Consider the following 25,761-nt stretch of genomic DNA (forward strand, 5'->3'; position numbering starts at 1 on the left):
ATTAGTTGCTGAAACACACAACGAATTCATACACAAAACCGTTAAACTCAACACAAAAGAACATTTAGAAAATTGACAGAATTACAAAAATATATTACCTCCTACTTTGGAATTACAAATCAGGATATAGACAAAATAACGTCCTTATTCACAGAGTCAGAACTCAAAAAAGGTGATTATTTTATAAAATCTGGACAATATTGCGAAAAATTAAGTTTTGTGAGAAGTGGTTTTATTCGAGTTTTTGCGAAAGCCAATAACAAAGAGATTACGCAATGGATTTCTACAAAAGGCTATTTCATAACCGACTTATACAGTTTTAGCTTTAAACAGCGTGCAAAGTGGAATATTCAGGCGTTAACCGACTGTCAACTTTATACTATTGATAAAGAGAACTACACTCTTTTGAACAATTTAGTTCCGAATTGGGCTGAAATGGAGAAACAGTTTATTGCAAGATGTTTCGTTCAATTAGAAGATAGAGTATTCAGTCATTTATCGCTAAGTGCAGAAGAACGTTACGACAAACTTTTTGAGGAGAACAAAGAGCTTTTTAATCAAGTTCCATTGCAATATCTTGCTTCAATGTTAGGAATGTCTCCTGAAACTTTCAGCCGAATAAGAAATAAAAAGATTTCTTGATTTTTGTCAAGAGCAAGAACACTATTTGACCCGAACTTTGTCTGACAAAACAAACATTATGGCAAAGCAAATAAAAACATCGATTACGATAAACGCAAGTAAAGAGAGAATTTGGAAAATACTTACCGACTTTGAGAATTATCCCGAATGGAATTCATTTATTAAGTCGGTTACTGGAGAAGTAAAAGTTGCAAACAAAATCAAAGTAGAATTGCAAGGAATGACCTTTAAACCCATCGTATTAAGCATTAAAGAAAATACAGAATTAAAATGGCTTGGCCATCTTTGGTTCAAAGGACTTTTTGACGGAGAACATAAATTCAAACTAACCGACAACGGAAATGGAACGACCAATTTTGAGCAGAGCGAAAATTTTAGCGGAATATTAGTCAAATTATTTGCTAGGAGCTTGGATAAAAACACAAAAAACGGTTTTGAACTAATGAACAAAGAATTAAAATTACGTGCGGAAAAACACTACGCACAACAACGGCTATAATTAATAAGGGTTAAGTGCCAAACTCAAAAATATCTGAAATATTAATTATCAAAAAGGGAAAATATTAGAAACAAAATGCAAATAAAAAAACGGTGGTTAAAACCGTATAAAATTAAATACTAAATTAGGGGCTTGAACGCGCAACTAAAATTATGCAGACACTTCAAGTTTAATGTAAACCCAAATAAAAATTGAAAGAAATAAAAGACCGAATAAAAAATGTAGAATCAGAAATGTTAGATTGTCGGAAGAAACTTGACCGAATGAAAAAACGGATTCCACTCGGTATTATATTAGGACTTGGATTCTCTTTACTTTTTCCATATTTACCTGGTAAACGAGGAAGAAGCCCTATGATTGAGACATGGGAATATCAAAATGCGGTATTATTTAGTGCTGCATTTTATGCAATTACATATCCAATTGGATATTCAATAGGAAAAAATAAATTAGAAAAAAAGCTGCGTGAATTAAAGCTAAAAAAACATCTTATTGAAAAAGAAATCTCAACATAAAACATTAAATCAAACAATGTATAGCTACAATTACTACCGATTCGATTAAGCCCGAGTCTACTCGGAATGGCTATAGCCTATGCTATACAGAAAATTATCGCTAATTTACCCCATAACTGAAGGTTGTACGAAGCCGTTGTAGTTAATTTAAAAACAAACATAAAAGCTAGGACTGAAACAGAAAAATGATAACAAACAAAAAGGCCAAATGGATTGTAAGAGCAATATTGCTAATTGGAACTGTGGTTTCATTATTTTTCGTTCCTTGGATCTTGGTAAAGGCTTGGATATTACCGTTACCAGACACCGTTCAAGAACAAGTAAATGAAGCAATAGATTATGGGTTTGATGGTATGATTGTTTACCTAGACCAAGCTGGAAAACAACCTCAGTTCTATACTGGCGGTTGGAAGGATAGAGAAAATAAAATTCTAGCCGACCCTAAATCATTATTCAAAATTGCTAGTATTAGTAAGTTGTATACAGCTGTAGCAGCTACAAAATTGGTCAAAGAAAAACGTTTGTCTTTTAATAAATCATTAACCCATTATCTCCCCGAACTAAAAGGAAAAATAGAAAATGCCGATGAAATTACATTAAAAATGATGATTCAACACCGGTCTGGAATTCCAAACTTTACCAACAACCCAATGTTTTGGGAAAACGAAGAGGAAAACAGCAAAAATGCTTTAGATTTTGCTTTAGACCTACCTGCTAGTTTTAAACCAGACCAAGGATACGAATATTCAAACACAAATTATTTGTTGCTTCGTAGGATTTTAGATAAGGTTTTAGGATACAATCACAATGAATATATCAAAGAAAAAATATTAATTCCGCTAGAGTTAAAAAACACCTACTTTTCAATTACTGAAGTGGATATGAAAGATGTAATGAGCGGATATTATGTAGGAATTGAAGAAGACTTTAAGGCACGTGATAATGGAATGTTGGCAACAGCAGAAGATGTTGCCATCTTTATTAGAGCCTTAAATGATGGTTCGGTGTTTGAAGAAGGAGAACAAGAAATCTATCCTTACGAATACAATCACGGCGGTTTAGTGGTTGGTTATCAAAGCTTGGCTGAATACCACAAAGATATAGATGCGGTGGTCGTTCAATTTATAAACACAACAGATTTTGAAGGTTATGAATGGAATTTATCAGAAATTATAATTAACCGAATTGTAAAAATAATTAGAAAGAAAAACTAGCTACAACACGGCGTATAAGTAATTTAAGAAATGACCAACTTAACCAGAAGAAAATTTATTAAAAGAGGAATTTTAGCCACAATGGGATTAGTTCTTTTAGACTCACTTTGGTTTGAGAAATATGTAATTGACTGGAATTACTTTGACATTTCAAAATCGGAAAAAGACAAAATAAAAATCATTCAAATTTCGGATTTACATTTTAACCAATTAAGATATTTTCATAAATCCATTGTAAAAAAAATAAATTCAATTAAACCTGATTTAATATTTATAACTGGAGATTCCGTTGACAAAACTGAAAAAATAGATTCGCTGAATGAATTTTTGCAATTGATAGATACTTCTATAAAAAAGTATGCGATTACAGGAAATTGGGAATACTGGGGGAAAGTCGATTTAACAAAACTTAAAAATATCTATTCTAAAAATAATTGCGAATTATTAATAAACGAGAACAGAAGTATTTCAATTAAAAATCGTGAAATCTCAATAATTGGAATTGACGATTTACTTGGTGGACATGCTGATTTCAGAAAAGCAATTGAGAATTTAAAACAAACCGAAACCAATATCGTTTTGTCTCATTGCCCAGAACACAGAGATATAATTACAAAACAAAAAGAGAATTTAAATATTGATTTAGTACTGTCGGGTCATACTCACGGAGGACAGATTACATTTTTAGGAATCGTTCCTTTTAAACCTCAAGGAAGTGGCAAGTATTTAAAAGGTTGGTATAAAGAGTCAGAACCTAAAATGTATATATCAAAGGGAATTGGAACAAGTATTTTACCGATCCGATTTGGTGCAAGAGCCGAAATGGTAGAAATGGATATATAGAACCACTGGCAACACCTTATACTAATAATTACCTAATTCTAGCTTACTTATGAAAATCCTCGCTGATTTTCTATTCGGTTTTTATTTACTAAATTAGGTCCTTAAACACGCCACTAATCATACACAATCACGCTGGCAATAATTAGAAATGACGAATATTAAACTTAAAATCACAGTAATAGGATTTTTATTTTTATTCCTTAATGTTTTTGGACAAAAAACTGAATTAGGATATAAAACAGAGAATCATAAAGTCTATTCAGAAGATAAAGACGAATATATCCTAAAAATAACTTTTCCTAGGAATTATAGTTCTGACAAAGAATATAAAACGCTTTACTATTTAGATGCTTACTGGCTTACAGAAATTACACTTGGCTCTTTTACTATATTGGATTTGTGTAATTATGTGGAAGACGTCGTTTTTGTTGGAATTTCATTAAATGGTTCTGAAAAAGATTGGCACAAACAAAGAGATATGGACTTTACGCCTTCACAATTTAAAAATTTGGGACTTTTCGAGGATTTAAAAAAATCAAATCTAGATAATAACATTAAAATAACAGTCAAAACTGGAGGTGGAAATCAACTCAATAAAGAAAGTACAGGAGGCGCAAATTTATTTTTAGCTTTTTTAGAGAATAAAGTAATAGAATTTGTAGAGAAAGAATATCCTAATTTTAATAAACGAAGAGGTTTACTTGGGCATTCTTTTGGAGGTCTTTTTGGTTTCTACACTTTACAAAATTATCCGGAATTGTTCCAAGATTTCCTATTAATCTCTGCCTCTTTATCTTGGAATTCATCAGAATTAGTTGAGAAAGGAAATTTTTCAAAATTAAAAGGTTCAAACAGCGAAATAAAACTTTATCATAGCTATGGTGGAGAAGAGATCAAAGCCATAAGAACTTCAAATAATAATATAAGTAAGATTATAACTGAATTGGAACTTGAAAACTTGAATTATAAATTTCACCCAGTTGAAAATACTAACCATCATTCTGTTCTATCTAGAGCAATTTATGATGGACTATTGTATTTATATAAAAAATAACTATTGCCAACACCCTATATAATTTATTACTAGTTCTCGCCTACTTACAAAAATCCTCACGAATTTTCTATTCGGTTTTTATTTACTAACTTAGTTGCCCAACCACACGACAAACCATATACAAATACGTTGTAGTGCATAAGGGAAAAATGAAAAATCGTATTTAAAAACAGAAATTCAATATGGAAAAATGGAATGAACTATGTTACATCCTATCTGAAAACTTGCCGACAAACACGAGCGAACAGTTATTTGAATTAAAAGTGGTTCAAGCATTTGAAAAATTAGGATGGAGCGAATTTAATAATGAAATTGCTGTACGAGAAAGTATTCAATTAGGAGCTTCAAACAGAATAAGTCCAGATTTAATTTTAAAATCAAAAGAGAAAGGAAATCTTTTCATTGTAGAAGTTAAAAAACCTTCTCTTGAAATTGACAATTCTACTTTCAAAGGACAATTATCGTCTTATATGGGAATTACAAGAGTTGAATTAGGAATTCTAATTGGGAATAAAATTCAATTATTTTTAGATGGTAAATTTTTCAATAAAAATGGTATCGTTTTAATCGATGAAATTGAATTCAATAGAGATAATGAAAAAGGTTTAAAATTTGTGCAATTATTCAGCAAAGAGAATTATAACAAAGAAAATATAGAAAATCATGCTCAAGAAAAACTTCAACAATTAAAAGAAATAGAAGATTTTAAAAAATTAAAAAACAAAATACTATCTGAAAATTATAGCGGAAAAATAATTGATTATTTAAAAACTGAACTTCAAGATGAATTTGATGAAAAAATAATCGATAAAGTTTTCAAAGTATTAAAAGTTAAAATTGAGAGTAAAAACAAAATAGTTCCGATAGAAAATTACGAAAAACCGAGAACGAAAAAATATAGAACTTTTGAGAATTTTAATGAACCAACTGGAAAACTTCCAATTGGAAAATATGTCCGAAAAACATTCAATGATTTAGTTAAAAACAACTATATAGACAGAAATGAAATTGAAAGATTACAAAGAGGCGATTATTCAAAATTGACCTTTGATATTCAATTCCCATTTTTGGCTAAAGAAAATTCGCCATATTACGAGAGAATAAGATATTGGAAAAACCCTTATCAAATAAACGGAGAAATCTATTTTGTTTGTTCGCAATGGTATGAAGTTCCTGCAAATAATGACAGACCATATTATGAGGAATGGTTAAGGAAAATGAAAAAACAATAACGCACTACAACAAAGTACTTTGGTAAAAAACAAGTAAAAACGCATTAACTTTTTACTAAAGCACTTCTATAAGTATCATCATATATTAACCCCAATTTTGCTATTGTAACAGCTTGTTTTAACAGCTTATTACAAACCGCTATTTTAGATTTTATTTTACAACTCCCAAACGGCTTTAACCAAAGTTTTGGTCATTTTTAAAAGATGTGTTTTAGGTGAACAAAAACCTTAGTCACCTTCCTTAGCTTAATCATGATGAAAAAAATGCCATTTATTTATACAACGAAATAAGATTACATTTATCTTTAGACTATAAAACACCAAATATGGTATATAAATTATCAGCTTAATTTCAATTTTAACCTGTAGCCATATTTCAGGACAAGACAAAAAAAGAGAATATAAATAAGGCTACAGCTTACAATGTATATTAAAATTATAGCTACATATCGGCAGGCTACGCTTCGCATACTAACCGTTATATAAATTTAAGAAAGATGAAAACCATTACAATTTTATTATTCACATTCTTTTCTAATTTATTGTTTTCTCAAAATCTCAATAAAAAAGAAATCCTAAACGATGAAAACTCGAAACTAATTGGAATAAAAGAGTTTAAAGAAAAAATAGAAGATAGAAATTATGTTTATAGCTTAATTGAAAATGATACTGCTTATATAGGAAAAATATCTTTTAGAGAATCAACTGGGAAAATAACTCCTGACTTAAGAATTTCACTGATTAAGTATTTGGGAGAAATTACTGAATCAAAAGTAGATTCTACTAAAAATATTGTTATAAACTTTTTCTATAGCTCAAAAGTTGAACCAAATAGCTCATGTATTGATCACTATACTTCTGACAGAAACTATATGAGATTTTTTAAAAAAAATGAAAACAGCATACAGTTTTTTATTACCGAAAAAAATTATGATTATGGTAAAAAACATGTATTTGAAGACAAAGATGATTTTTTAAGACAGTTATTTTTTAAATATGATTTTGGTTGTGGTAATTATATAATAATAAAAAATAATGGTGCAATTTTAAAAAGATTAGGAGAGTATCGCCAAGATGAAATTAGAAGAAAACTTAAAAAACTGTAGCTAACAAAGTACTGTGGCAAAAAACAAGTAAAAACTCATTAAGGTTTTACTAAAGTACTTCTATATGTATTATCTTAGGTTAGTCCTGAAGTTGTAATAGCAAAAGCATATTTTAAAAACGTATTACAAACGGCTATTAAACCTATTTTAGCGCTTATTTTACAACTCCCAAACAGCTTTAAATCGAAATTTTAGGCATTTTTTAAAAGATGTGTTCTAGGTAAACAAAACCTTTAGTCAACTTCCTTAGCTTAATCATGATGAAAAAATGCAATTAATTTATACAACGAAATAAGATTACATTTATCTTTAGACTATAAAACACCGAATATGGTATATAAATTATCATCTTAATTTCAATTTTAACCTGTAGCCATATTTCAGGACAAGACATTTAGCGGAAACTCAATACTAATAAATCATAAATGGAAAAAACTTGGGCATCTGGAGCTTTAGAATTATTAAAACACGCTGATCAGCATATTAATAAAGAGCAAGCATTTGACAGAAGAATCGCTTTTATAAGTATAGACAACTCAGTTGAAACAGCAATCAGAACTTTTATTTTTATGCCATTTAGTCTATCTAAAGTTAAATTTTCATATAAAGAAAAAGACGAAATAGGAAATTCTTTTCCTAAAATGGTTAATCTATTGAGTGAAAAAGCAAGTAACAAAATATCTAGAATCGAATTATCTGATATAGAATTTTATCATAGACTGAGAAATCAATTATATCACGATGGAACAGGACTAAGCGTTGACAAAAATCATCTTGAAGCCTATAGAACTATTAGTGAATTATTACTTAAAAACTTATTTGGAATCCAATTTAATTATGTTTCGACCAATAAACACCTTCCAAATCTAATTATTTATTGGGAGGAAATTAATAAAATAATAAAAAGATTATTTTTAGAAAATAACATTGATTATAGTAGTTCATTGAAATGGGAAGAAGGCATAAAAAAAGGTATTCTTACTAAAGACCAAATGACAATGTATAATGATTTAAAAAGAATTAGAAATGAACAGGTTCTATCTCCTTCAGATAAAATTCAATTAAAAGAAATAACAAATGCATTAGATATAGCATCTAAGTTAAAAAAGAGTTTACTATTTGAAATGAAGAATAAAATACTTGTTTTTTTTAAAGAACACCCAACAGAAGCATTTGCTATGAGAGCCATTGGTTACATTTTTGCTATCTCTAGAAGTTTAGCAGATGAATTAATTAATGAACTTGAAAAAGAAAATAAGCTTGTTTCTGGAGTAGAAGAAGAGTCAGGATTAAAACTATTTCAGATATCTAAAAGTTAGTAATAAAACTACAGCCAAAACCATGTATAATTTATTGCTAGTTCTAGCCTAATTATGAAAGTCTTCGCGGACTTTCTATCTGTGATTTATTTACTAACTTAAGTGCTTAAAAAAAGCAACTAACCAAACACATTGTACACTATTTGACAAACAATCGAAATTGAAACAAGAAATTAAAATATTATGAAGCATTTAAATTTATTTTTAGGAATATTGTCATATATTATTGCAGGAATATTGTTTTTATCCAAGCAGTATTATGGAACTGGTTATGCTGAAAAATACAACTGGATTTATTACTTTGTTTTTCTCTTCATTGCTATAGGTATTTTCTTTTTTTTGAAATGGATTTACTTAATTTTTAAAGGACTAGCGTTCAACAATAACTAAAGCTAACAAAGCATATACAACAACGTAAGCAATTAAAACAGAACGAAAATGAAAAACTTATTTATCTTTTACATTTTGATTTTAGCACCACTGGGAATTCTATTATGGCTGAATAAATCTGACTTGATTAACGGGGTTTTATTCGTTGGACTAATAATTTTTTACGCATTAATTTACCGAACTTATACTGACGGAAAAAGACTTGCGGATAAAAATATCATTGAGAAAAAAGATATTTGGAAAATGATAATTCCTGGAAATCGACTTGTGCATTTTAAAGAATTATACCTGAAATAAAATTGACTGAACTGAATAAAAAAATTGAACGTAAATTCGAGCGAAATAAAAACTGCTTACAACAAAGTACTGTGGTAAAAAACAAGTAAAAACTCATTAACTTTTCACTAAAGTACTTCTATAAGTATCATCATATATTAACCCCGATTTTGCTATTGCAAAAGCTTGTTTTAACAGCTTATTACAAACCGCTATTAAGGCCAGTTTTTTACACTTTCCTTTGGCTACTATTCGTTCATAAATATCTCTACATGCCTTATTATATTTACAGGCATTAAAACTGCACATAAATAATAAATTTCGAAGCTTTTGGTTTCCTATTTTACTAATTCTACTACGGCCATTTACACTGCTTCCACTCTTTCTAATTACTGGGGTTAAACCGGCATAACTACACAATTCACTTGCGCTATTAAAACGCTCAAAACCATCTGTAAGAACAACCAACATTAATGCGGTTTTGTTCCCTATTCCTGGTATACTTTTTAAGCGGGTTAAAACCTCTTGATGTACTTCTTTAACTAATATCAGCAGCTTATCTTCCAAAGTCTTTATTTCTTTCTGAACCTGCTTTAAACTTCGTTTCAATGAGCTCACAACAACTTTACTTGGCGTACCCAATACAGCCTCTCCGTGTAATTAATTTTTTAGCATAGTGCTCTGTTTTGTATACACAGCAAGGAGTCTGGTCATTTGAAGACATTCTGTTTGATGTTTGGATTGTCCTTCCCAAAGTTTTAAATCTACTTGTTGGGCATATTCACAAATCAACCTAGAATCACTCTTATCCGTTTTGATCTTGGATAATTTCATCTGGATAAAACGTTTGACTGCTAATGGATTTTCTACTGAAATTTTAATACCTATTTCTAATAAATAATAGGCTAACTGATAATGGTAACAACCAGTGGCTTCCATAACACAATGACTATCCAAATCTAAGAGTTTTGTGAATTTTTTAAAGCCAGAAATTGTGTTTTTAAATTGGTAGTAATTGCCATCTGAATCTGTCACATCAAAAACTAAATGGCTAATGTCTATTCCAAAATATTTAATATCTTTATTCATAAGAAAATGATTTTTGAAAGGACGACTACGCGAGTTTCAACGACTTAAAATCGAGGTCTAAAAGCCTCATAGAACTGTACGAAATCTGTGTAGTAAAAGAGAGGGGATTTTCAATGTTGACGAGATCTGTAGTCTCTGCGTATATAATAACCTTATTCCTCTCTTTTGTTCTTTCTAATTTATAGATCTTAATTTAGTGTTTTTATTAAAATGCTAACTTAAGACGTATATAATTTATTGCTAGTTCTAGCCTACTTACGAAAATCCTCGCGGATTTTCTATTCGGTTTTTATTTGTTAACTTAGTTGCTTAACCACGCAACAAACCATATACAAACACGTTAGCAAAAATTAAAAAAAACTTCTGCTGTCATTTTGACACTCACAAATATTTTGGCATTTCTGTTGCATAAATGTTCAAAAAAAAGAACGGTTAGATTGGGTTTGACCAGCCACTATACTTAATTTTTATAGAATATTTTTTTTTAATTTTTAATTTAAATTATTTTGTTATGAAAACTTTTAAATTTTCAATTTTAAACTTTATTTTATTATTATTTATCACTTCATTAACCTCTTGTAGTAAAGATGAAATATCTGAAACTTCTTCACTCGACAGTTCAAATTTAGAGGTTAAACAACCCTATAGTAAGGGGTTAGATGCTAAACAAATCGGCGAGTACCATAATATTGCTGTTAACTTATATCTTAGTAATGGAAATGGCGATAAAAAGACTGTCAAGGAAATAGAGCAGTCCGTAATTCAATTAATGACAGACAATTACCCTAATTTGATGTCAGAATTTGAAATTTCTCAAGATTATAATTTTTTGATTGATGCCTACAATGATACTTCGATTAATCAACAAAGATTAGAGCAAATTATAGATAAGGCATTTTCAAAAATTTCAACTAATAAATCCGTTTCTACTGAATTTTCTGATTTTATAAAAAATCTTACATTGGAGCAAAACTCTATTCAAGATAAATTGAAGCAAATAAATGCTTATAAGACGAAAAGTAGTGACGAATTAGAATTACTTAATACATATAAAGAAGTCTTAATTGCATCTAATGAACTATGGAGCAATCGTTCCTCTGGAATGAAAATATCTTGTAGTTCTGGAGTAATTGCAGCTGATGCAGTTGGTGCTGCAACAGGATTGTTCGGTGGCCCACTTTGGTCCATTGTTCAAGGAGCAGTTGTTTCGATTGCCGTAAACGAGGATTGTGAAGAATAATTGTTTAATTAAGGATGCTGTTTTAAAACAGCATCCTTTAATTTTTTTTTATTATGAAAAAGATATTTTTTACATTGTTTTTAATAGGGTTAATTACATTTTTCTTTAGCTTATTATTTTGGGAATTTGAGAATTTTTCATTTTATATATCAACTTTTGGACTAACTATTTTAGGTGTTTTACTTTACCCATTTAGTAACTCTTTTGAAACACGAAGTGATTTTTTGTTTTTGCCTTTTATAATATTCGTTATATTTTCAATAATAAATTTAGTTTGGATAAAAAGCTATGAACAAAGTTTATCAATTCTAAATCTTATTTTTGGTATTTTTGGATTTGGAATGTTTTATTTGAAACAAAGAAAGAAATTAGCGTAGAAATAACTTTTGCTAACAAAGTACTGTGGTAAAAAACAAGTAAAAACTCATTAACTTTTCACTAAAGTACTTCTATAAGTATCATCATATATTAACCCTGGTTTTGCTATTGCAAAAGCCTATTTTAATAGCTTATTTCATACTATAATTATTTGAATTTATTTATCATGATTAAGATTGTAAATTATAATTCTGATTTGACTATAAATGTTTAGAAAACTATATCTCAAAAAATGGAATTATACAACAACAAACTAAAGTCTAGAAAAATGTATCACATATTTCAGAGACATATTTAACAACAAAACTAAATAGAACAGCTTTAAACCTTAAAATATAACTGTATTTGACTACAAATTTAGTCAAAATCAAGGGTATGATTTTTGAAAATAAATTTGTGATAATTTTTAATCACAAATTTATCACATATATTATCACAAAATATATTGTTTGATTTTATTTCTTTGGAAACATCCCTAAAGGTAATTTTGGAACAACAACCCCTTCGCCTTTCATTTCTATAAACTCTTTAAACTTAGAATTATTTAGGAAAAAATCATCAATTTTTTCGAAATTAAACTTCTTAGATTCCTGAATTGAATTAATAAATTCATACTTTTTAAGCTTTCTTAATTCATCTGATCTAAGAATAAGCACACTATTTAAAACCTTATCAAATTCTCCTACTAGAATACTAGGCAAATTACCGTCTACTCTCTTTAAAGTCTTTACATAGCCATTTAGCTCCAAAACATCTTCAACACACTTAGAATCTCTATTTTTCTTAGAAATCCAAATCAGCAACTGTAAAAACTCTTTCGAAAACAGAAATGATTTAATCTTATTTTCAACGTTTTGTTTATGACAATAATCTCCATTATGTACACGTTCTAATAAATCTCTAACATAATTAGATGTCGTCTGTTTATTTTCTTGGGCCTTATTCTTTATTATTGTTTTTAACTCCCTAGGCAACCTAAAATTAATTGAAGTATCTTCCGTCTCGACAGATTTTGTTTTGGTCATTTGTTAAAATTTGAGTAATTATGAATCCATGTTAAATACAGTTCGCAATAAAAAAGCTGTAGCTTCTTCTTCTGTAACAAGCTCTTTTTTTTCTTTTTTAGATTGTTTCAATTCTTTTGTTGCTACAGGCACAACTTTGCTGTTTTGTTTATCTTTAATGGTATCAGACAAAACACCTGTGGAATTCATTAAATCTTGTAAGGACTTTAAATCGGAATCACCTAAAAAATCAGTTTTGCGTATATCATCGCTTTCACAAGATTTGGAAAAGTTTTCTTGAACATATATCCAATGCTCTTGAAAAGCTGTTTGTTGTAATTGGAAAGCTAAAAACATATCAGTATTCAAGTATTCTACATCTACTTTTACATTTTGCAACATCCAAATGGACACTTTTCTACAAAAATCTAATTGGCTAACATATTTACTTAATATAAATTTGAACTGTTTATCTTCTAAGTTCTTTTGAAGCTCTAACAGTTTAAAAGTAAGCTTATCTAAGCGTTCTTTCTTTATTATTAAATATTGGCTTGCACGCTCTTTGCTTAAAAGAGAACTAGCCCCATCTGATTTTATAAGCACAACCCTATCAAAGAGTTCATTATACATCTCATCACTCCAATTCTCGCCTTCAAACTGATTCCAAATCCGTCTTGGTATATAGAAAACCATTGGCATGTATAACCGCTTAGTCATATCATCATATACCTCATTTAAAGTCTCTTTCATTTCTTAAACTAATTACGATTCTAACATGTGTGAATAATCTTCTGGTAATTCGGCATCAATATCACGCAAATACTTTTCTAAAGCAGACATAGATGTATGACCAGTAATAAGCATTAATTTACTTTTGGCTTCAAAAGGTGAAGATTCTTTTACCAAATGTCTATATAATTTAGTGATATAGGTATGTCTAAAGCTATATAAACCATAATCTTTCCCTAAACCAAAATGATTTTTTACTACACGCTTAAATCGCTTAGAATAATAATCTCGCTTATTCTCTAAATCAGTGTTCCACTCTGCACCTATAGCATTAGGTGTAAACAACGAATCTCTTTTCTTTAATTTTGTAAGGTCTGGCAATTCCTTTATAAGTAAATCAGGTATTATTTTGGTTTTAATCGGACTGTTCTTCGCTTGGAATTTGATTGTTTTATTTTTTAAATCTATATCCCCCACTTTGAGCCTACAGACTTCAATAGGTCTTAAAAAATTATAAGAAATGAACTTTATAAACAACAACAGATTAGTATCTTCTTTTTCCAAATAATCGAAAATCTCTTCTTGGGTATCTTGAGTATAGGTTTTATTCCGTTTGGGTATAGCTTTTAAAACAGGAATCTGTTTAATGACATTCATTTGAACAATGTCATTATCAAATAAGACTTGCATGATACTTCCTAAATCGGTTCGGAAATTATTTCGGTTTCGCGGACTTGTTCTTTCCAATGTATCACTTAAAAATGCAGAAATCAATTTTTTATTAATGTCATCTATTCCTTTAACATCAGGGTGTGTTTCTTCAACCCATTTTATAAAGTTGTTCAATCTGTTTTCAAAACTTCTCTTGGTAGTATTGTTTATCAGTTTTTCCTTTTGTTTTAACCCAAAAGCAAATGCTTCCTTATATCCCATACTTACTTGCTTAATCTTTTCAATATCGGAATGACCTTGGTTATTTAACGAAGTAGTTATATTGGTATTTGTTGACTGACTGTTTTTATTAGTCAAATGAACATGAATCTTCTTATTGTCTGAATATGGGCTATAACCTTTTTTAAGTAGCTTGAATAAGGCTTTACGATAAGCAACTAAAACAGATAATCTTTCTTCTTTGGTTTTATATTTATTCGCATTCGCATAAACAGGGGTTTGCCTAACAAGTTTCCCCGAGTCGGGATCGCGATAAGAAAAATAGATATACCAACGCTTTTTTAAATCGCCATTGGCTGAGTAGATTTTAGGGGTGGAAAAATTTTTTTTCAAATGTAAATCGTATTCACTTTCGTATTCATTTTGCAATTCGACTGCAAGATAATCAAAAATTGTATGCATAAAAAAACGGTTTGACGAAAGTCAAACCGCTGTTTTTAATACGATTAAATTTAGTAGCGGGAACTGGACTCGAACCAGTGACCTTCGGGTTATGAGTTTGATAAAAATCCCGATTTTACGCCATCTAAATGCTTATATCAATAAAATCATGTACTTGATTATGTACTCTGATTTATAAAAATTTTCTATTCAAATATATAAATTATTTTTTGATAATTACTTTGAACTGAAAACATTTGAAAAAGGAATAGTTGTTCTAATACCAACTAAACTTCTTTTATAAAATTCATCACCTGAGTCTTCAAACTTATCTCCTAAATCATTAAATAAAACAAATGGTTCAATATTAACCACCGTCTTTTTAACCAAATCTTTTTTGTTCACAATACCGAAAACAGTACCCAGTTTTAAGTTTTGATAATTACCATTGTATTTATCCGAATCAGAAATAAAATTGATGTCATATGATAAAGTTAAATACAAATTATCAATTATTTTTTTATTGATATTAAATTCAAAACTGTGCTGTTTAAACTCATCATAATCACCTTCACTATACGCTTTAACAGATTGGCTTTTGTATCTCATCTCATCTCCTGAAATATTAGTATTCGATTCGGTAATAAATTCTGATGATGTCAATTCGTTAATATTATTCGTAGACGAGTATGAATATGAAAAAGAATAAAGACCATTAAGTAAATATGCCTTTTGAAAATCAGTCCCAATTGGAAGATCATTAACTTGGTCATAGTAGTAATTAAGACTTACTCCAAGTTTATAACTCTCAGGAGAAATTTTATTAATTTGCTTATCATAGTCATTTTCTAAATTATACAACCGCGCTGATTGAGTACCATACTCTCCTACCCCTGATAGCCATAACAGCTTAATACTACTCCACTTCACTTCTTGCTCTATATTATCTAATTTTTCTTGTACTTCCTTGTCATTTAACTTACTTAACCTCACCCTAGTCGCAATTAACTGCTCTCTCAATGCTATTTTATCCAATTCAGTTAAAGTATTATCATCATCCACTAATTCTTCCTTTAGGATAGCCTCCTTCGCCTTTAAGACCTCTATATATTGATTGATTAATAATTTCTCATCATCTAACTTAGTTTTTTTAGCATTCAATTCATTCAGATATTCATCTATATATTTAAAAGACCCTATTAGAACAAAACTATGCTCCAACTTAAATTTTATATTAGAATTGTATTTTTCATTTTTGAAAATTTCAGATGTTCCATTGGTGATACCTCCATTAAACCCAGCTGTAGTTACACTGCCCAAATGTCCATTTTTTTTAAACCAATTTTTTGACACAGCCATACTTACATTAGGTTTCGTAATATCTAAACTTATATACGACCCTATTGAGCTCAAATTATTATCACCGTTAAGAACCGAAGTTATGAGGCGATTATAAACTACTTTAAAGTTTTTGGACTTAATGAATTTTTTTTCTTCATCTACAGAACCAGCTCCTTCTGTTTGAGAATAGCTAAATAAAACAGTGAAGAACAATACGAATAAAAATTGAAGTTTTTTCATAATTAAAAGTTTCGGTTAATGATTAACGCTATTAATCATAAAAGTTCATTCAAAACTTTTAATCTGTAAAAAAAGGAGTTATTAAATTTAGTGTTTTTTTTGTAACAAAATGACTATCAGCAAAAAAAACTATCAAAAAGAATATTTCCCCCTTAGCATTCGAATAAAATCAACTCATATTTAAACACCAAATAAGTCATTCTCAAGTTTAGACTTTCCACTTGGCATAAGCTAATATATCTCAAAGGACTCACATATTCTACTATCAGGGTTAATATATGATGATACTTATAGAAGTACTTTAGTGAAAAGTTAATGAGTTTTTACTTGTTTTTTACCACAGTACTTTGTTGGCAGTAGGCTTAAACGCTAAATTATGCAGTTCCGACGTAATCTCTATTCCAATGTAAAAACTTGTTATAGATTAAAATTCTTAAGTTTTCCAATTCAGAGTGTTCTATAACTAATTCTCCAACTGATTCCTTCATTGTTTTTAGTTGGGAATCCGTCAAATTTTCGTTCCATATAAGTTCGGTTCCGTATTTTATAATTCCGTTAATGTGTTTTTGAGATATTGCTTTTTCAAATTTAGCCCAATCAGACTTTAATGATTCCGCGTGTCTTTTTTTTCGTTTTGATAACCAGAAATAGTACACTATCAGAAGTAATAATGGGAAAGAAAATGTAATAATGAGTATTATTCCGTTATTCATGTCGTTTTTTGAAAGCTTACTGCCAACGGTTTCGTGTATGAAAAGTGCGGGTTTGCGTCAGAGGATTTTCGGAACGAAAATCGGAAGAAAGCAAACACACACTTCCTTTTGGTTAAGCACTAAAATAAGCATTTTTTATACACAGTGTTGCCAACAGTATTTTATTCTTTATATTCCAATTCAATAATTTCGTTGTTAATTATAAGTGTTTTTATAATTTCATTCTTATCAAATGAAGGTCTAAATTCTACGGATATTTTTCTTTTTTTATTTGGCTTAAGTGTTTGTTGTAATTTATTAGTTCTTGCTGTCATTTTCATAGCCATAACAACAAAATCTATATGGTGTAATTCGGAATTCTTGTCTTTTATAAATATTTTTTCAAAATCAATTATTTGATTTGTTGAAGAGTTGTTTTTAAATTCAAACGTTATTGATACAAACCTTTTTCCGCTTTCTGCAATAATTGTATTCGAATAATTAGCAGAACCTCTGTCAATCATTTTTGCTTTTTTAAGTAAATAAATTCTGAATTCAACATCTTCAGAATAATTGTAATAAACATTCTTGTTGATTTTTTGTGCAGAAGTTGTGAAAGAAATAAAAAATAAGATTATTAAAACTCTATTCATTTGGCGGTGTTTTGGTTAATATTGTTGGCAACGTTTTCGTGTATGAAAAGTGCGGGTTTGCGTGCGAGGATTTTCCGAAGGAAAATCATAGTAGCAAACACGCACTTTCCTTTGGTTAGGCACTAAAATAAGCATTTTTTATACACAGTGTTACCAGCTGGCTTTTATTCAATTACTACATTTTGTTCAGATGTAGTTGTCATTTTCATTTTCATAGTCAATTTTTCATTGACCTTAATTGTCATATTCATTGGTAATTCAGATTTGTATTTTGTTAGATAATTCTCTTTAATGTCAAATTCTGATGTTCCAGTTCCAGTTCCACTAGCTATTATATTTATTTGTTCTTGACTCATATCCAAACTAACAGTTTGTTTTAAATCGAAAAATGCTTTATTTTCTACAATTTCTGTTAGTATATATTCCATATTTATTATAACGGAAATAGGATTCATTCCTTCCATTGGAAATGTCATTGGGATTACACTATTAAAAGTGTCTCCAACTTTCATTGGTTTTTCAGGAAACTTAATTGCTTGTTGAATGTTTTCTAAAGTTGTCGTCAATGTGTTTCTAAATTGTTGAGTAACATTGTTTCCAATTATAGAATCAACTTTGAATTTATTTCCGATGTCATATTTTCCTAAAATTGTCATTCCAGAATATGGTTTTTCTTCGGATTTTGTTTCTCCGTTAGTTGTAGTTTTGGAAATCATTTTACCATATTCTAATATTGCAGGAAACTCTCCTTTGTCATCTATTTCTTGAGTCATAAGATTTGTTGACATAATCGATTCAGTTTCCGTAATCATAGGTAACTCAATTCCTTGGCTTTTTATTCTGTCAATTATTTCCTTGTCAGCAATAAATTCAATTTCAGTGTGTGAACTTGTTTTTACTTGAGTTTTATATTTTTTATTTGGCTTGAATTTAGTTTTGAAAATAACACTTTCTTGAGCATTAATTGAAATTGATGTTAAAATCAATATTATTAGGGTAATTTTTTTTATCATAGGTGTCTTTTTCAGCTTGCTGGTAACGTGTTTGTGTATGAAAAGATGCGTTTTTGTATGCGAGGATTTTCCGTAGGAAAATCAGACTAAACAAAAGCGCAACTTACTTAGTTTAAGCACTAATTTAGCATTTTTTTATACACAGTGTTACAAAACGTTTTTTATTTCTTTTCTGTATAATCACAATCATTGTTAATGACAATTTTCTTATCAATTTTCCAATAGTTTATCAATTTCTCTTTTGAATCTAACTGTCCATAATAATCAATAAAATACTTTTGCTGAAAAATCCCATTAGGCAAATTACCTTCTTTTTTCCATTCTTCATAGGCTGTTGAGAAATTTAAAACAGGTAAATGAAATGAAGTTTCTTTATCTATGATGTAAAATTCAGTTCCGAGTTTTTTTCTTTTTACCCTTTTGGGTTTAATTGATTCCAATTTGAACATTCTGAAAGTTTTTTCACCAATTACAGTATCATTCAGTTTGAAAAAGTCATAATTTTTAGTTTGGTATTTGAATGGATTCTCATATCTAGATACATTTTTGCAGTCAATATTTATAAACTCAGCTTTGTTTAAACCTGATTTTAAAAATGTAACATTAGAATATATTCCATTCTCATCCTTAAAAATCATTTTGTAGTTCAAGCTATCCAATTCAGTTATTACAGCACTATAGTTGTTTTTCTTTGAGTTTGTTAAATAATATTTTTTTATCGTTTTGTCTTCTTTTCTGAATTTCCGATTTTTAATTTTAATAGAATCTTTATAAAAAGTCATTTCGTATTCTATTAAGTAATCAAATTCATATTGTTTTTGTGAAAAGCAGTATGTTGAAATTAAAAGAAATGTTGTTATTATTAGTTTCATCAAATGTTTTGTAACGTGTTTGTATATGGTTTGTTGCGTGGTTAAGCAACTAAGTTAACAAATAAAAATCGAATAGAAAATCCATAAGGATTTTCGTTAGTAGGCTAGAACTAGCAATTAATTATACGCGGTGTTGGCATTTCGTTGTTTTTTATTCCGCTATACTTTCAATTCTTAATTATTTCAGATATAGTTCTTTAAAATACTCAATGTGTTTTCCTGGTATTATCATTTTCCAAATATCTTTTTTGGGAATCACATCTTTGTCCGATAGTCTTTTGCCATCTACGTAAGTTCTGAAAACAAATAAATAGAAAAATAAAAGCCCCACAAAATATATGGAATTTATAGATCCGGTTTTGTTCAGCCAAATTATAATTGCAAATGGCGTTAAAATTGTCAAGTAATAAATAAAGATATTTTTCATATTCTATTTTTTAGTTTTCAATTCCGACTGACTTTGCAATTCAGCAATTTGCCAAATTCTGCATTCAATTCGGGTTTTGGCTTTCAATTCACAAACGAGTAAAATCAGATGTTGAATTTATATTCATTCGCATATTTTTAATTTACGAATGAATGTCTTTTAAATTCGTCATAATTGTCATTTTTAACGGTTCTGCTCAATGTCTAGTCCTGAAATATGGCTACAGGTTAAAATTGAAATTAAGCTGATAATTTATATACCATATTTGGTGTTTTATAGTCTAAAGATAAATGTAATCTTATTTGGTTGTATAAATTAATTGCATTTTTTGCGGCTCTTTTAGCGTGGGCCACGTTATCAAAGGTCTGGTCGAGATAAAATTCGTCTTTTAATATGCCATTAACACGCTCAGCCATGGCATTTTCGTAACAATGATTCTCCTCGGTCATACTTATAGCTATCTTTTTTCTTTTTAATATTTGCGTGTATACATTGCTACAATATTGTATTCCTCTATCGGAATGATGTATGAGTCCATTAATGTTTTTAGCTTGATAAATGGCTTTATTTAGAGCTCTTACACAACCTTTTAGCTCCAAGCTGTCACTCAGGTCATAGCCGACAATTAATCCAATTCCTACAATGACATCTACAACATTCCACATTTCTCTTCCAAGTGCTATTTTAAAAAATGGTTGAAAGAGTAGAGCAAGTCCACCGTAAATAATCATTTCAGTCTGCTTCTGTTCTTGATTTGCTAGGTAAGCCAAAATTCCAAACCCTATTAACGCCACAAATCTTACAAATTGGTAGAAGCCATAAGGCATATCCAATAAGCATAAAAACATCAGAATTGCTAATACAACCTTAATCAAAAGCTCACTATTCTTCATTCTTCTCTTTAAAACTATCTAAAATATCATCATCAATTTCACTTATTATTTCAAACTCGTTTGAAATATGTGTATCAAAGAAATCATCTTGAAGTCTTGCTAAATAAGAATCTGTAATAATATCTTGCTCCAAATAGTCTTCAAAATCAGGATGCTTTTCAAGAATTGGTTCATTGTCAATTTTTAGCTTAGAACGAATCACTTTGAAAAACTTGATTTCGCTATATTCAACTTTTTCGTCTGCTTTTATTGTGTCAATTGCAACTTCAATCAAGTTAAGTTCATTGGCTTCTGTTAATTCAGAAGTTGTTAGTTCATCAAAATAATCTTTCATAAATTGATGTCCATCTTTATTGATCGCAATTAAAAGATTGTCCATTTCCGTATTGACATCCAAATCCCCAAAAGTCTTTTTCTCTTTATGTAAACGTTTAATCAGTTTTATTTCTCGCTTGTCTATATCGCCATCACAAGCCATACAGGAAAAAGCTGTTTTAAGCAAAAGTTTGTCGAATTGTAATGTTTCCATATCTAATTATTTTTAAAACCGATTCTTGGTCGGACGTTAGTGTTATCTGCTAAGCCCTCCATTTTTGCTCTGATAGTGATGTAACTATTTAATTCTTTTAGAGAAATGGAAGGTTTGTTTATCTTGATTGTTTCAAGTAAAATCTCTTTTGAAATTCTTGAGTTGAGTTTTAATGCTTTTCTTGAAGCTTCATCACAAAGGAATTTAATATCACTCGAAACATAGTTCTCTGTTGCTTCTGCAAATTCTGAATAATCCAAACCAATTTCTCTTGGTCTTCTTTCCAAGTATAATTTAAACATCAATTCACGAGCTTCAAGGTCTGGTGGTGGTAAATAAATTACTTTATCTAATCTTCCTGCTCTTAAAATTGCTGGGTCAATTGAATTTGGTCTGTTGGTTGCACCAATTATAAAAATTCCATCTTCACCACAATTATTCATTTGTGCTAAAAACTCATTAACAGCACTTGTATTCATATGATTTACACTCGAATTATCACGATTTGGAACAACTGCATCCAATTCATCAATAAAAATAATACTTGGTGCATTTTCACGAGCTTCATCAAAAATATCTTTGATTTGTTCCTGTGTTTGATTTACGTATTTACTTTGAATGTCGGAAGGCTTTAATTGATAAAAGCTAAATCCTATTTCTTCAGCCATTCGTTCTGCAAAAAATGTCTTTCCGCAGCCTGGTGGACCATAAAGTAACATTCCGTTTGGTATGGTTAAACCATATTCTGCATAACGTTCTTTTTCGTTTAAAGCATCAATAACATCAAGTTTGATAGTATCTTTCAATTCTTGCATTCCTGCAATAGCTGAAAAACCTTTGCCTTTCTTGATTTCTTTTAGTTTAGGTTTCGAGGTTTGTTGTGGCGAAGACAATTGTTTTACTTCCAATTCACCATTAATAGCTTTGACAAAATCACTAACATTCTTAAAACGATTTTCTGCATTTGCATGTAAAGCTATAGCAATTATATTTTGAGTTTGTTCGTCCTTAATATTCGAGAATCTTAAAGGCTTTTTTCGTTCTGCAATAACAGTATCTTCTAACTTGACAGTATCTGCCTTGTATTTTGAAATTTCTACAAACCAAGGTGGTAGGCCTTCTAACAAATGATAATACAAGGCACCAACAGAAAACACATCACTTTGAACAGAGAAGATTTTATTAAATGCCTCATTCGCTTGGTAAAATGGATTTAATCCTTCTTTCAAAAAGTCTTTGTTGGGTTGACTTATAAAACGAGCATAGCCCAAATCAATAATTTTAGGAATAGATATTTTACCTGATAAATCCAACATTACATTTAAGTTGGTAATATCGTTGTGGATGATTGGGTTGTTTAAAGAATGTAAATACTTCAATCCGTTTAAAACACCCAAAATAATGTCTTTGGCTTCATAAATGTTTAGCGATTGCTCACGTTTTAATTTATCTGCCAAAGTTTCACCACTGATAAAATCAAGAATTGCATAGGTGTATTTTTGACCATCAAGAAGTAATTCGCCACTATCACAGAATTTAACCAAATTAGGATGCTTGATTTCCTTTAAAATCTCAACTTCTAAAACATCATCATTTTCATTAAATTGTGTTCTATCCAATTTTGAATACGCAAACAGTTTTAAAAGCTTTGTTTTTCCTTCTTGGTCTTTCACACGATAAGCTTCTGCATAATTTCCTTTTTTGAGAAAGAAAGTTACTTTGTACTTATCATTAATAGATTGACCTTTAGATAATATGTGATTAGTTTTTTTCATTATACACCAAATACATCTTCACTTGGTTTATTACCATCATCAACCATACAATCTATAATTGCTATAACTATTGGATGTAATTCATCAGTTGTTGGGTTTTCACTTATTATCTGCAAGCCTTTGTTTAAAAGTGTTTTTGCTCTTGCAGCATCCTTCCAATTATATGAATTGAAGTTATTATTATGTTGTCTTATAAAGCCAACTAATTGATAGATTAGTGTTAAATGCACAAAAAAGCCACTAATTTCTTCTAATAGAGTATTACCAAGTTTAACGTCTTTTGCTCGAATAACTTCATCTAATTGTGAACGAAATTGATTAACGACTTGCGTGGTTTTATCATTTCCTAATTCATTATTAGCTTTTTCTAATCTATAAAACTCTTCTTTTAAGGTTTCTTCTAAATTAGGCCATTCATTTAATTTCTCTAATTTTTCTATTTCTCTGGCAAGTTTTTGAAGTTCAGAACGAGTTTCGAGTCTGCCTGCTTCAGTATCTTTACTTTCAAAGATGTTTTTTACATTTTTAAGTCCACCTTCAAGTTCTGGCTTACGGTTCGAGTCAATTTGTCTTAAACTGTTTTCAGTTTCTATAATTTGTTGTTCTAACCATTCTTTTGTTACTTCTGATTCTTTACTGTTAATTTCAAGAGGCATTTCGAAATCTAAATCCAAGAAGTTAATTTTTCCTTCCATTACACTGCTCTCATTAAAATTTAATGTTAAGTCAGCTATACTGCCTTCAGATAGCAACCTTGGAATATCGTCACCTGTAATTCTTACAGTGGTAACGTGATTGTTACTTATTGCTTTTGTCTCAGGAGCCCCTTGATAAATAGGAATATCTATAAAATCATCCATTCCAGGACGAATTTGTTTACGAGTAGTTAAGCCATTAAAAACACCTTGGGCTGGAAGTGATTTATCTTTTTCTAAGCCTCTTATTGGTTTTAATAGTTTCTTTTTAGATTTATTGTCATAAACCTCAATACATATCGTATGTGTTAAAGTTGCACCACCTAGAGCAGTGTCAGGTTGTATTGAAAAACTATTTGGCTCACATTCTAACTTATTTCCTTTTTCATCATAAGTTAGAACTGTGAAATTATTTCTTTCACCTGATTTTAAGGATAGTTCAATTACTTCACCAATATTGTTTAATTCAACTTTTTCACTTTTAAATGCGTCATCACCTCTTGCGATTTCTGCAAAAACAATCTTATTTTCCTCTTTTGTTTTAATTGTTACAAACGTCTCATCACTTGCAACCATTGATTCATAGTCAATGTGTAATTGTACTTTTGATAAATCCACATTATCATCTTCAACTGGATTATTAATTGTTGAAGCGTATATAGCAGCTCCTTTGGCTACTACTGTCATTGGGTCAACACTTGTATTCGGTTTTTTAATTTGGGCTTCAAGCATTTCTCTAACAATAGGCGATAATGTTGGACCACCTACTAAGATTAATTCACCTAAAGAATTACCGTCTAAATTATTACGTTGAAGAAGAGTTTTACAATAGTCTATTGCTTTTTGAATAAATGGTTCAATAACTTTCTTTAATTCTTGTCGAGTTATTGTTAAATCAATTTCAAATTCTTCACCTTCATCATCTTCTCCATATTCATCATATAAGTTTGTAAGTATAGAATATTCATCTTTGTATGAAAGTTGGTTTTTTGCATCTTCCGCTAAAGGCTTCCACATTTCTTTAAATGCAGTAAATTTATCATTGTCTTCTATTATTGATTCAATTGAAAAATTTTCTTTTAAGTAAGGAATGAAAATATTATCGACAATTGCTTCATCAAGATTTTTACCACCTAAAAAGTTGTCTCCTTCGGTATCAATTACTTTAATAATACCATCAGAAACTTTAACTAAGGCAGAATCAAACGTACCACCACCAAAATCAAATACTAACCAAAAACCATTTTTATTAGAACTTTCAACACCATATGCAATAGCAGCGGCATAAGGTTCTTGCACTAACTCTACGTATTCTATTCCTGCTAATTCAGCTGCCTTTTTGGTGGCATTAATTTGATTCATTTCAAATGCAGCAGGAATAGTAATAATTGCAGATTTTACATTTTCATCATCTACGTATGATTTTAGAGTTTTTAAAACTTCTGATGATAGTTCTTCAGAAGATAATTCAACACCTATTTTACTATCGGTTTTATACTTTATTGAATTACCCATTGTTCTTTTAAACTCAATAAAAATATTGGAAATAAAATCTGGGTTAGAGGATGATTTCTTTTTGTCTTTGGCTAATTGAGCAAATGCCTTATCACCAACTAGAAAACCTTTCTTTGTTACCATTACACAAGAAGGCATTGTGTCTCTTTGAGTGACTGTTCGATGCATTTTTGTTTTACCATCATCCATTACTGCAATTGCAGAATTGGTAGTACCTAAATCTATACCGAAGTCTATTTTTAATCTTGTCATTT

At 29.6% G+C, this 25,761-nt stretch carries 24 protein-coding genes, 1 tRNA gene and 2 pseudogenes; 11 read left to right on the forward strand and 16 right to left on the reverse strand.

Going from position 1 to position 25,761, the window contains the following annotated elements; translation table 11 throughout:
- Positions 1-72 precede the first annotated feature (72 nt).
- The 10 genes from ACW5R3_RS12055 to ACW5R3_RS12100 all read left to right on the forward strand — a co-directional run bounded on the left by ACW5R3_RS12055 (position 73) and on the right by ACW5R3_RS12100 (position 9,111).
- Positions 73-642 carry a Crp/Fnr family transcriptional regulator gene (locus tag ACW5R3_RS12055; protein ID WP_456577269.1) on the forward strand — a complete coding sequence of 190 codons (570 nt, stop codon included), beginning with the start codon at positions 73-75 and terminating at the stop codon, positions 640-642.
- Positions 643-700: 58 nt separating this feature from the next.
- Entirely contained in the window at positions 701-1,141 is a 441-nt protein-coding gene (locus tag ACW5R3_RS12060; protein WP_456577270.1) for an SRPBCC family protein, read from the forward strand.
- A 191-nt stretch (positions 1,142-1,332) separates the two neighbouring features.
- Entirely contained in the window at positions 1,333-1,656 is a 324-nt protein-coding gene (locus ACW5R3_RS12065; RefSeq protein WP_456577271.1) for a hypothetical protein, read from the forward strand.
- 185 nt (positions 1,657-1,841) lie between these two features.
- Positions 1,842-2,870: a serine hydrolase domain-containing protein gene (locus ACW5R3_RS12070; RefSeq protein ID WP_456577272.1), complete on the forward strand. Its 1,029-nt coding sequence runs from the start codon at positions 1,842-1,844 to the stop codon at positions 2,868-2,870.
- Between the two features lie 30 nt (positions 2,871-2,900).
- Positions 2,901-3,713 (forward strand): metallophosphoesterase, encoded by an 813-nt coding sequence (locus ACW5R3_RS12075; RefSeq protein ID WP_456577273.1) that lies wholly within the window; start codon positions 2,901-2,903, stop codon positions 3,711-3,713.
- Between the two features lie 148 nt (positions 3,714-3,861).
- Positions 3,862-4,767 carry an alpha/beta hydrolase gene (locus ACW5R3_RS12080; protein ID WP_456577274.1) on the forward strand — a complete coding sequence of 302 codons (906 nt, stop codon included), beginning with the start codon at positions 3,862-3,864 and terminating at the stop codon, positions 4,765-4,767.
- A gap of 182 nt (positions 4,768-4,949) precedes the next feature.
- Positions 4,950-5,999, forward strand: coding sequence for a type I restriction enzyme HsdR N-terminal domain-containing protein (locus ACW5R3_RS12085; protein WP_456577275.1), 1,050 nt, complete (start codon positions 4,950-4,952; stop codon positions 5,997-5,999).
- 497 nt (positions 6,000-6,496) lie between these two features.
- Positions 6,497-7,105 carry a hypothetical protein gene (locus tag ACW5R3_RS12090; RefSeq protein WP_456577276.1) on the forward strand — a complete coding sequence of 203 codons (609 nt, stop codon included), beginning with the start codon at positions 6,497-6,499 and terminating at the stop codon, positions 7,103-7,105.
- Positions 7,106-7,530: 425 nt separating this feature from the next.
- Positions 7,531-8,424, forward strand: a complete 894-nt coding sequence (locus ACW5R3_RS12095; RefSeq protein WP_456577277.1) for a hypothetical protein — start codon at positions 7,531-7,533, stop codon at positions 8,422-8,424.
- Positions 8,425-8,862: 438 nt separating this feature from the next.
- Positions 8,863-9,111, forward strand: a complete 249-nt coding sequence (locus tag ACW5R3_RS12100) for a hypothetical protein (RefSeq protein WP_456577278.1) — start codon at positions 8,863-8,865, stop codon at positions 9,109-9,111.
- Between the two features lie 96 nt (positions 9,112-9,207).
- Here ACW5R3_RS12100 and ACW5R3_RS12105 read toward each other — a convergent pair.
- Positions 9,208-10,179: pseudogene (locus ACW5R3_RS12105) on the reverse strand (IS110 family RNA-guided transposase).
- Positions 10,180-10,690: 511 nt separating this feature from the next.
- Between ACW5R3_RS12105 and ACW5R3_RS12110 the strand changes: the two are divergent.
- A complete protein-coding gene (locus tag ACW5R3_RS12110; protein ID WP_456577279.1) occupies positions 10,691-11,419 on the forward strand; it encodes a hypothetical protein in 729 nt (242 codons plus the stop codon).
- 833 nt (positions 11,420-12,252) lie between these two features.
- On the opposite strand, the gene ACW5R3_RS12115 is transcribed toward ACW5R3_RS12110, so the two are convergent.
- The 15 genes and pseudogenes from ACW5R3_RS12115 to ACW5R3_RS12185 all read right to left on the reverse strand — a co-directional run bounded on the left by ACW5R3_RS12115 (position 12,253) and on the right by ACW5R3_RS12185 (position 25,759).
- A complete protein-coding gene (locus ACW5R3_RS12115; RefSeq protein WP_456577280.1) occupies positions 12,253-12,822 on the reverse strand; it encodes a hypothetical protein in 570 nt (189 codons plus the stop codon).
- A gap of 18 nt (positions 12,823-12,840) precedes the next feature.
- Positions 12,841-13,551: a hypothetical protein gene (locus ACW5R3_RS12120; RefSeq protein ID WP_456577281.1), complete on the reverse strand. Its 711-nt coding sequence runs from the start codon at positions 13,549-13,551 to the stop codon at positions 12,841-12,843.
- A 12-nt stretch (positions 13,552-13,563) separates the two neighbouring features.
- Positions 13,564-14,883, reverse strand: a complete 1,320-nt coding sequence (locus ACW5R3_RS12125; RefSeq protein WP_456577282.1) for a tyrosine-type recombinase/integrase — start codon at positions 14,881-14,883, stop codon at positions 13,564-13,566.
- Between the two features lie 54 nt (positions 14,884-14,937).
- Positions 14,938-15,016: transfer RNA gene (locus ACW5R3_RS12130), tRNA-OTHER, on the reverse strand.
- A gap of 83 nt (positions 15,017-15,099) precedes the next feature.
- Complete coding sequence (locus tag ACW5R3_RS12135; RefSeq protein WP_456577283.1) at positions 15,100-16,443, reverse strand: hypothetical protein; 1,344 nt, start codon at positions 16,441-16,443, stop codon at positions 15,100-15,102.
- A 374-nt stretch (positions 16,444-16,817) separates the two neighbouring features.
- Positions 16,818-17,156, reverse strand: coding sequence for a hypothetical protein (locus ACW5R3_RS12140; RefSeq protein WP_456577284.1), 339 nt, complete (start codon positions 17,154-17,156; stop codon positions 16,818-16,820).
- A 161-nt stretch (positions 17,157-17,317) separates the two neighbouring features.
- On the reverse strand, positions 17,318-17,788 hold the full coding sequence (locus tag ACW5R3_RS12145; RefSeq protein WP_134249073.1) for a hypothetical protein: 471 nt from the start codon (positions 17,786-17,788) through the stop codon (positions 17,318-17,320).
- 164 nt (positions 17,789-17,952) lie between these two features.
- Positions 17,953-18,576: a hypothetical protein gene (locus tag ACW5R3_RS12150; protein WP_456577285.1), complete on the reverse strand. Its 624-nt coding sequence runs from the start codon at positions 18,574-18,576 to the stop codon at positions 17,953-17,955.
- A gap of 386 nt (positions 18,577-18,962) precedes the next feature.
- Complete coding sequence (locus ACW5R3_RS12155; protein WP_456577286.1) at positions 18,963-19,673, reverse strand: hypothetical protein; 711 nt, start codon at positions 19,671-19,673, stop codon at positions 18,963-18,965.
- Positions 19,674-19,851: 178 nt separating this feature from the next.
- Complete coding sequence (locus ACW5R3_RS12160; protein WP_456577287.1) at positions 19,852-20,100, reverse strand: hypothetical protein; 249 nt, start codon at positions 20,098-20,100, stop codon at positions 19,852-19,854.
- 239 nt (positions 20,101-20,339) lie between these two features.
- Positions 20,340-20,699 carry a transposase gene (locus ACW5R3_RS12165; RefSeq protein WP_456578836.1) on the reverse strand — a complete coding sequence of 120 codons (360 nt, stop codon included), beginning with the start codon at positions 20,697-20,699 and terminating at the stop codon, positions 20,340-20,342.
- 21 nt (positions 20,700-20,720) lie between these two features.
- Positions 20,721-20,927 (reverse strand): annotated as a pseudogene (locus tag ACW5R3_RS12170) (DUF6804 family protein); the annotation flags it as partial.
- 55 nt (positions 20,928-20,982) lie between these two features.
- Entirely contained in the window at positions 20,983-21,522 is a 540-nt protein-coding gene (locus tag ACW5R3_RS12175) for a hypothetical protein (protein ID WP_456577288.1), read from the reverse strand.
- A 2-nt stretch (positions 21,523-21,524) separates the two neighbouring features.
- The gene (locus ACW5R3_RS12180; RefSeq protein ID WP_456577289.1) at positions 21,525-23,297 is read right to left on the reverse strand and encodes an AAA family ATPase; all 1,773 of its coding nucleotides are present in this window, start codon (positions 23,295-23,297) and stop codon (positions 21,525-21,527) included.
- Positions 23,297-25,759, reverse strand: a complete 2,463-nt coding sequence (locus tag ACW5R3_RS12185) for an Hsp70 family protein (RefSeq protein WP_456577290.1) — start codon at positions 25,757-25,759, stop codon at positions 23,297-23,299. The genes ACW5R3_RS12180 and ACW5R3_RS12185 overlap by 1 nt, the downstream gene beginning before the upstream one ends.
- Positions 25,760-25,761: the final 2 nt, after the last annotated feature.

The sequence above is a fragment of the Algorimicrobium bowmanii genome, from assembly GCF_054031195.1.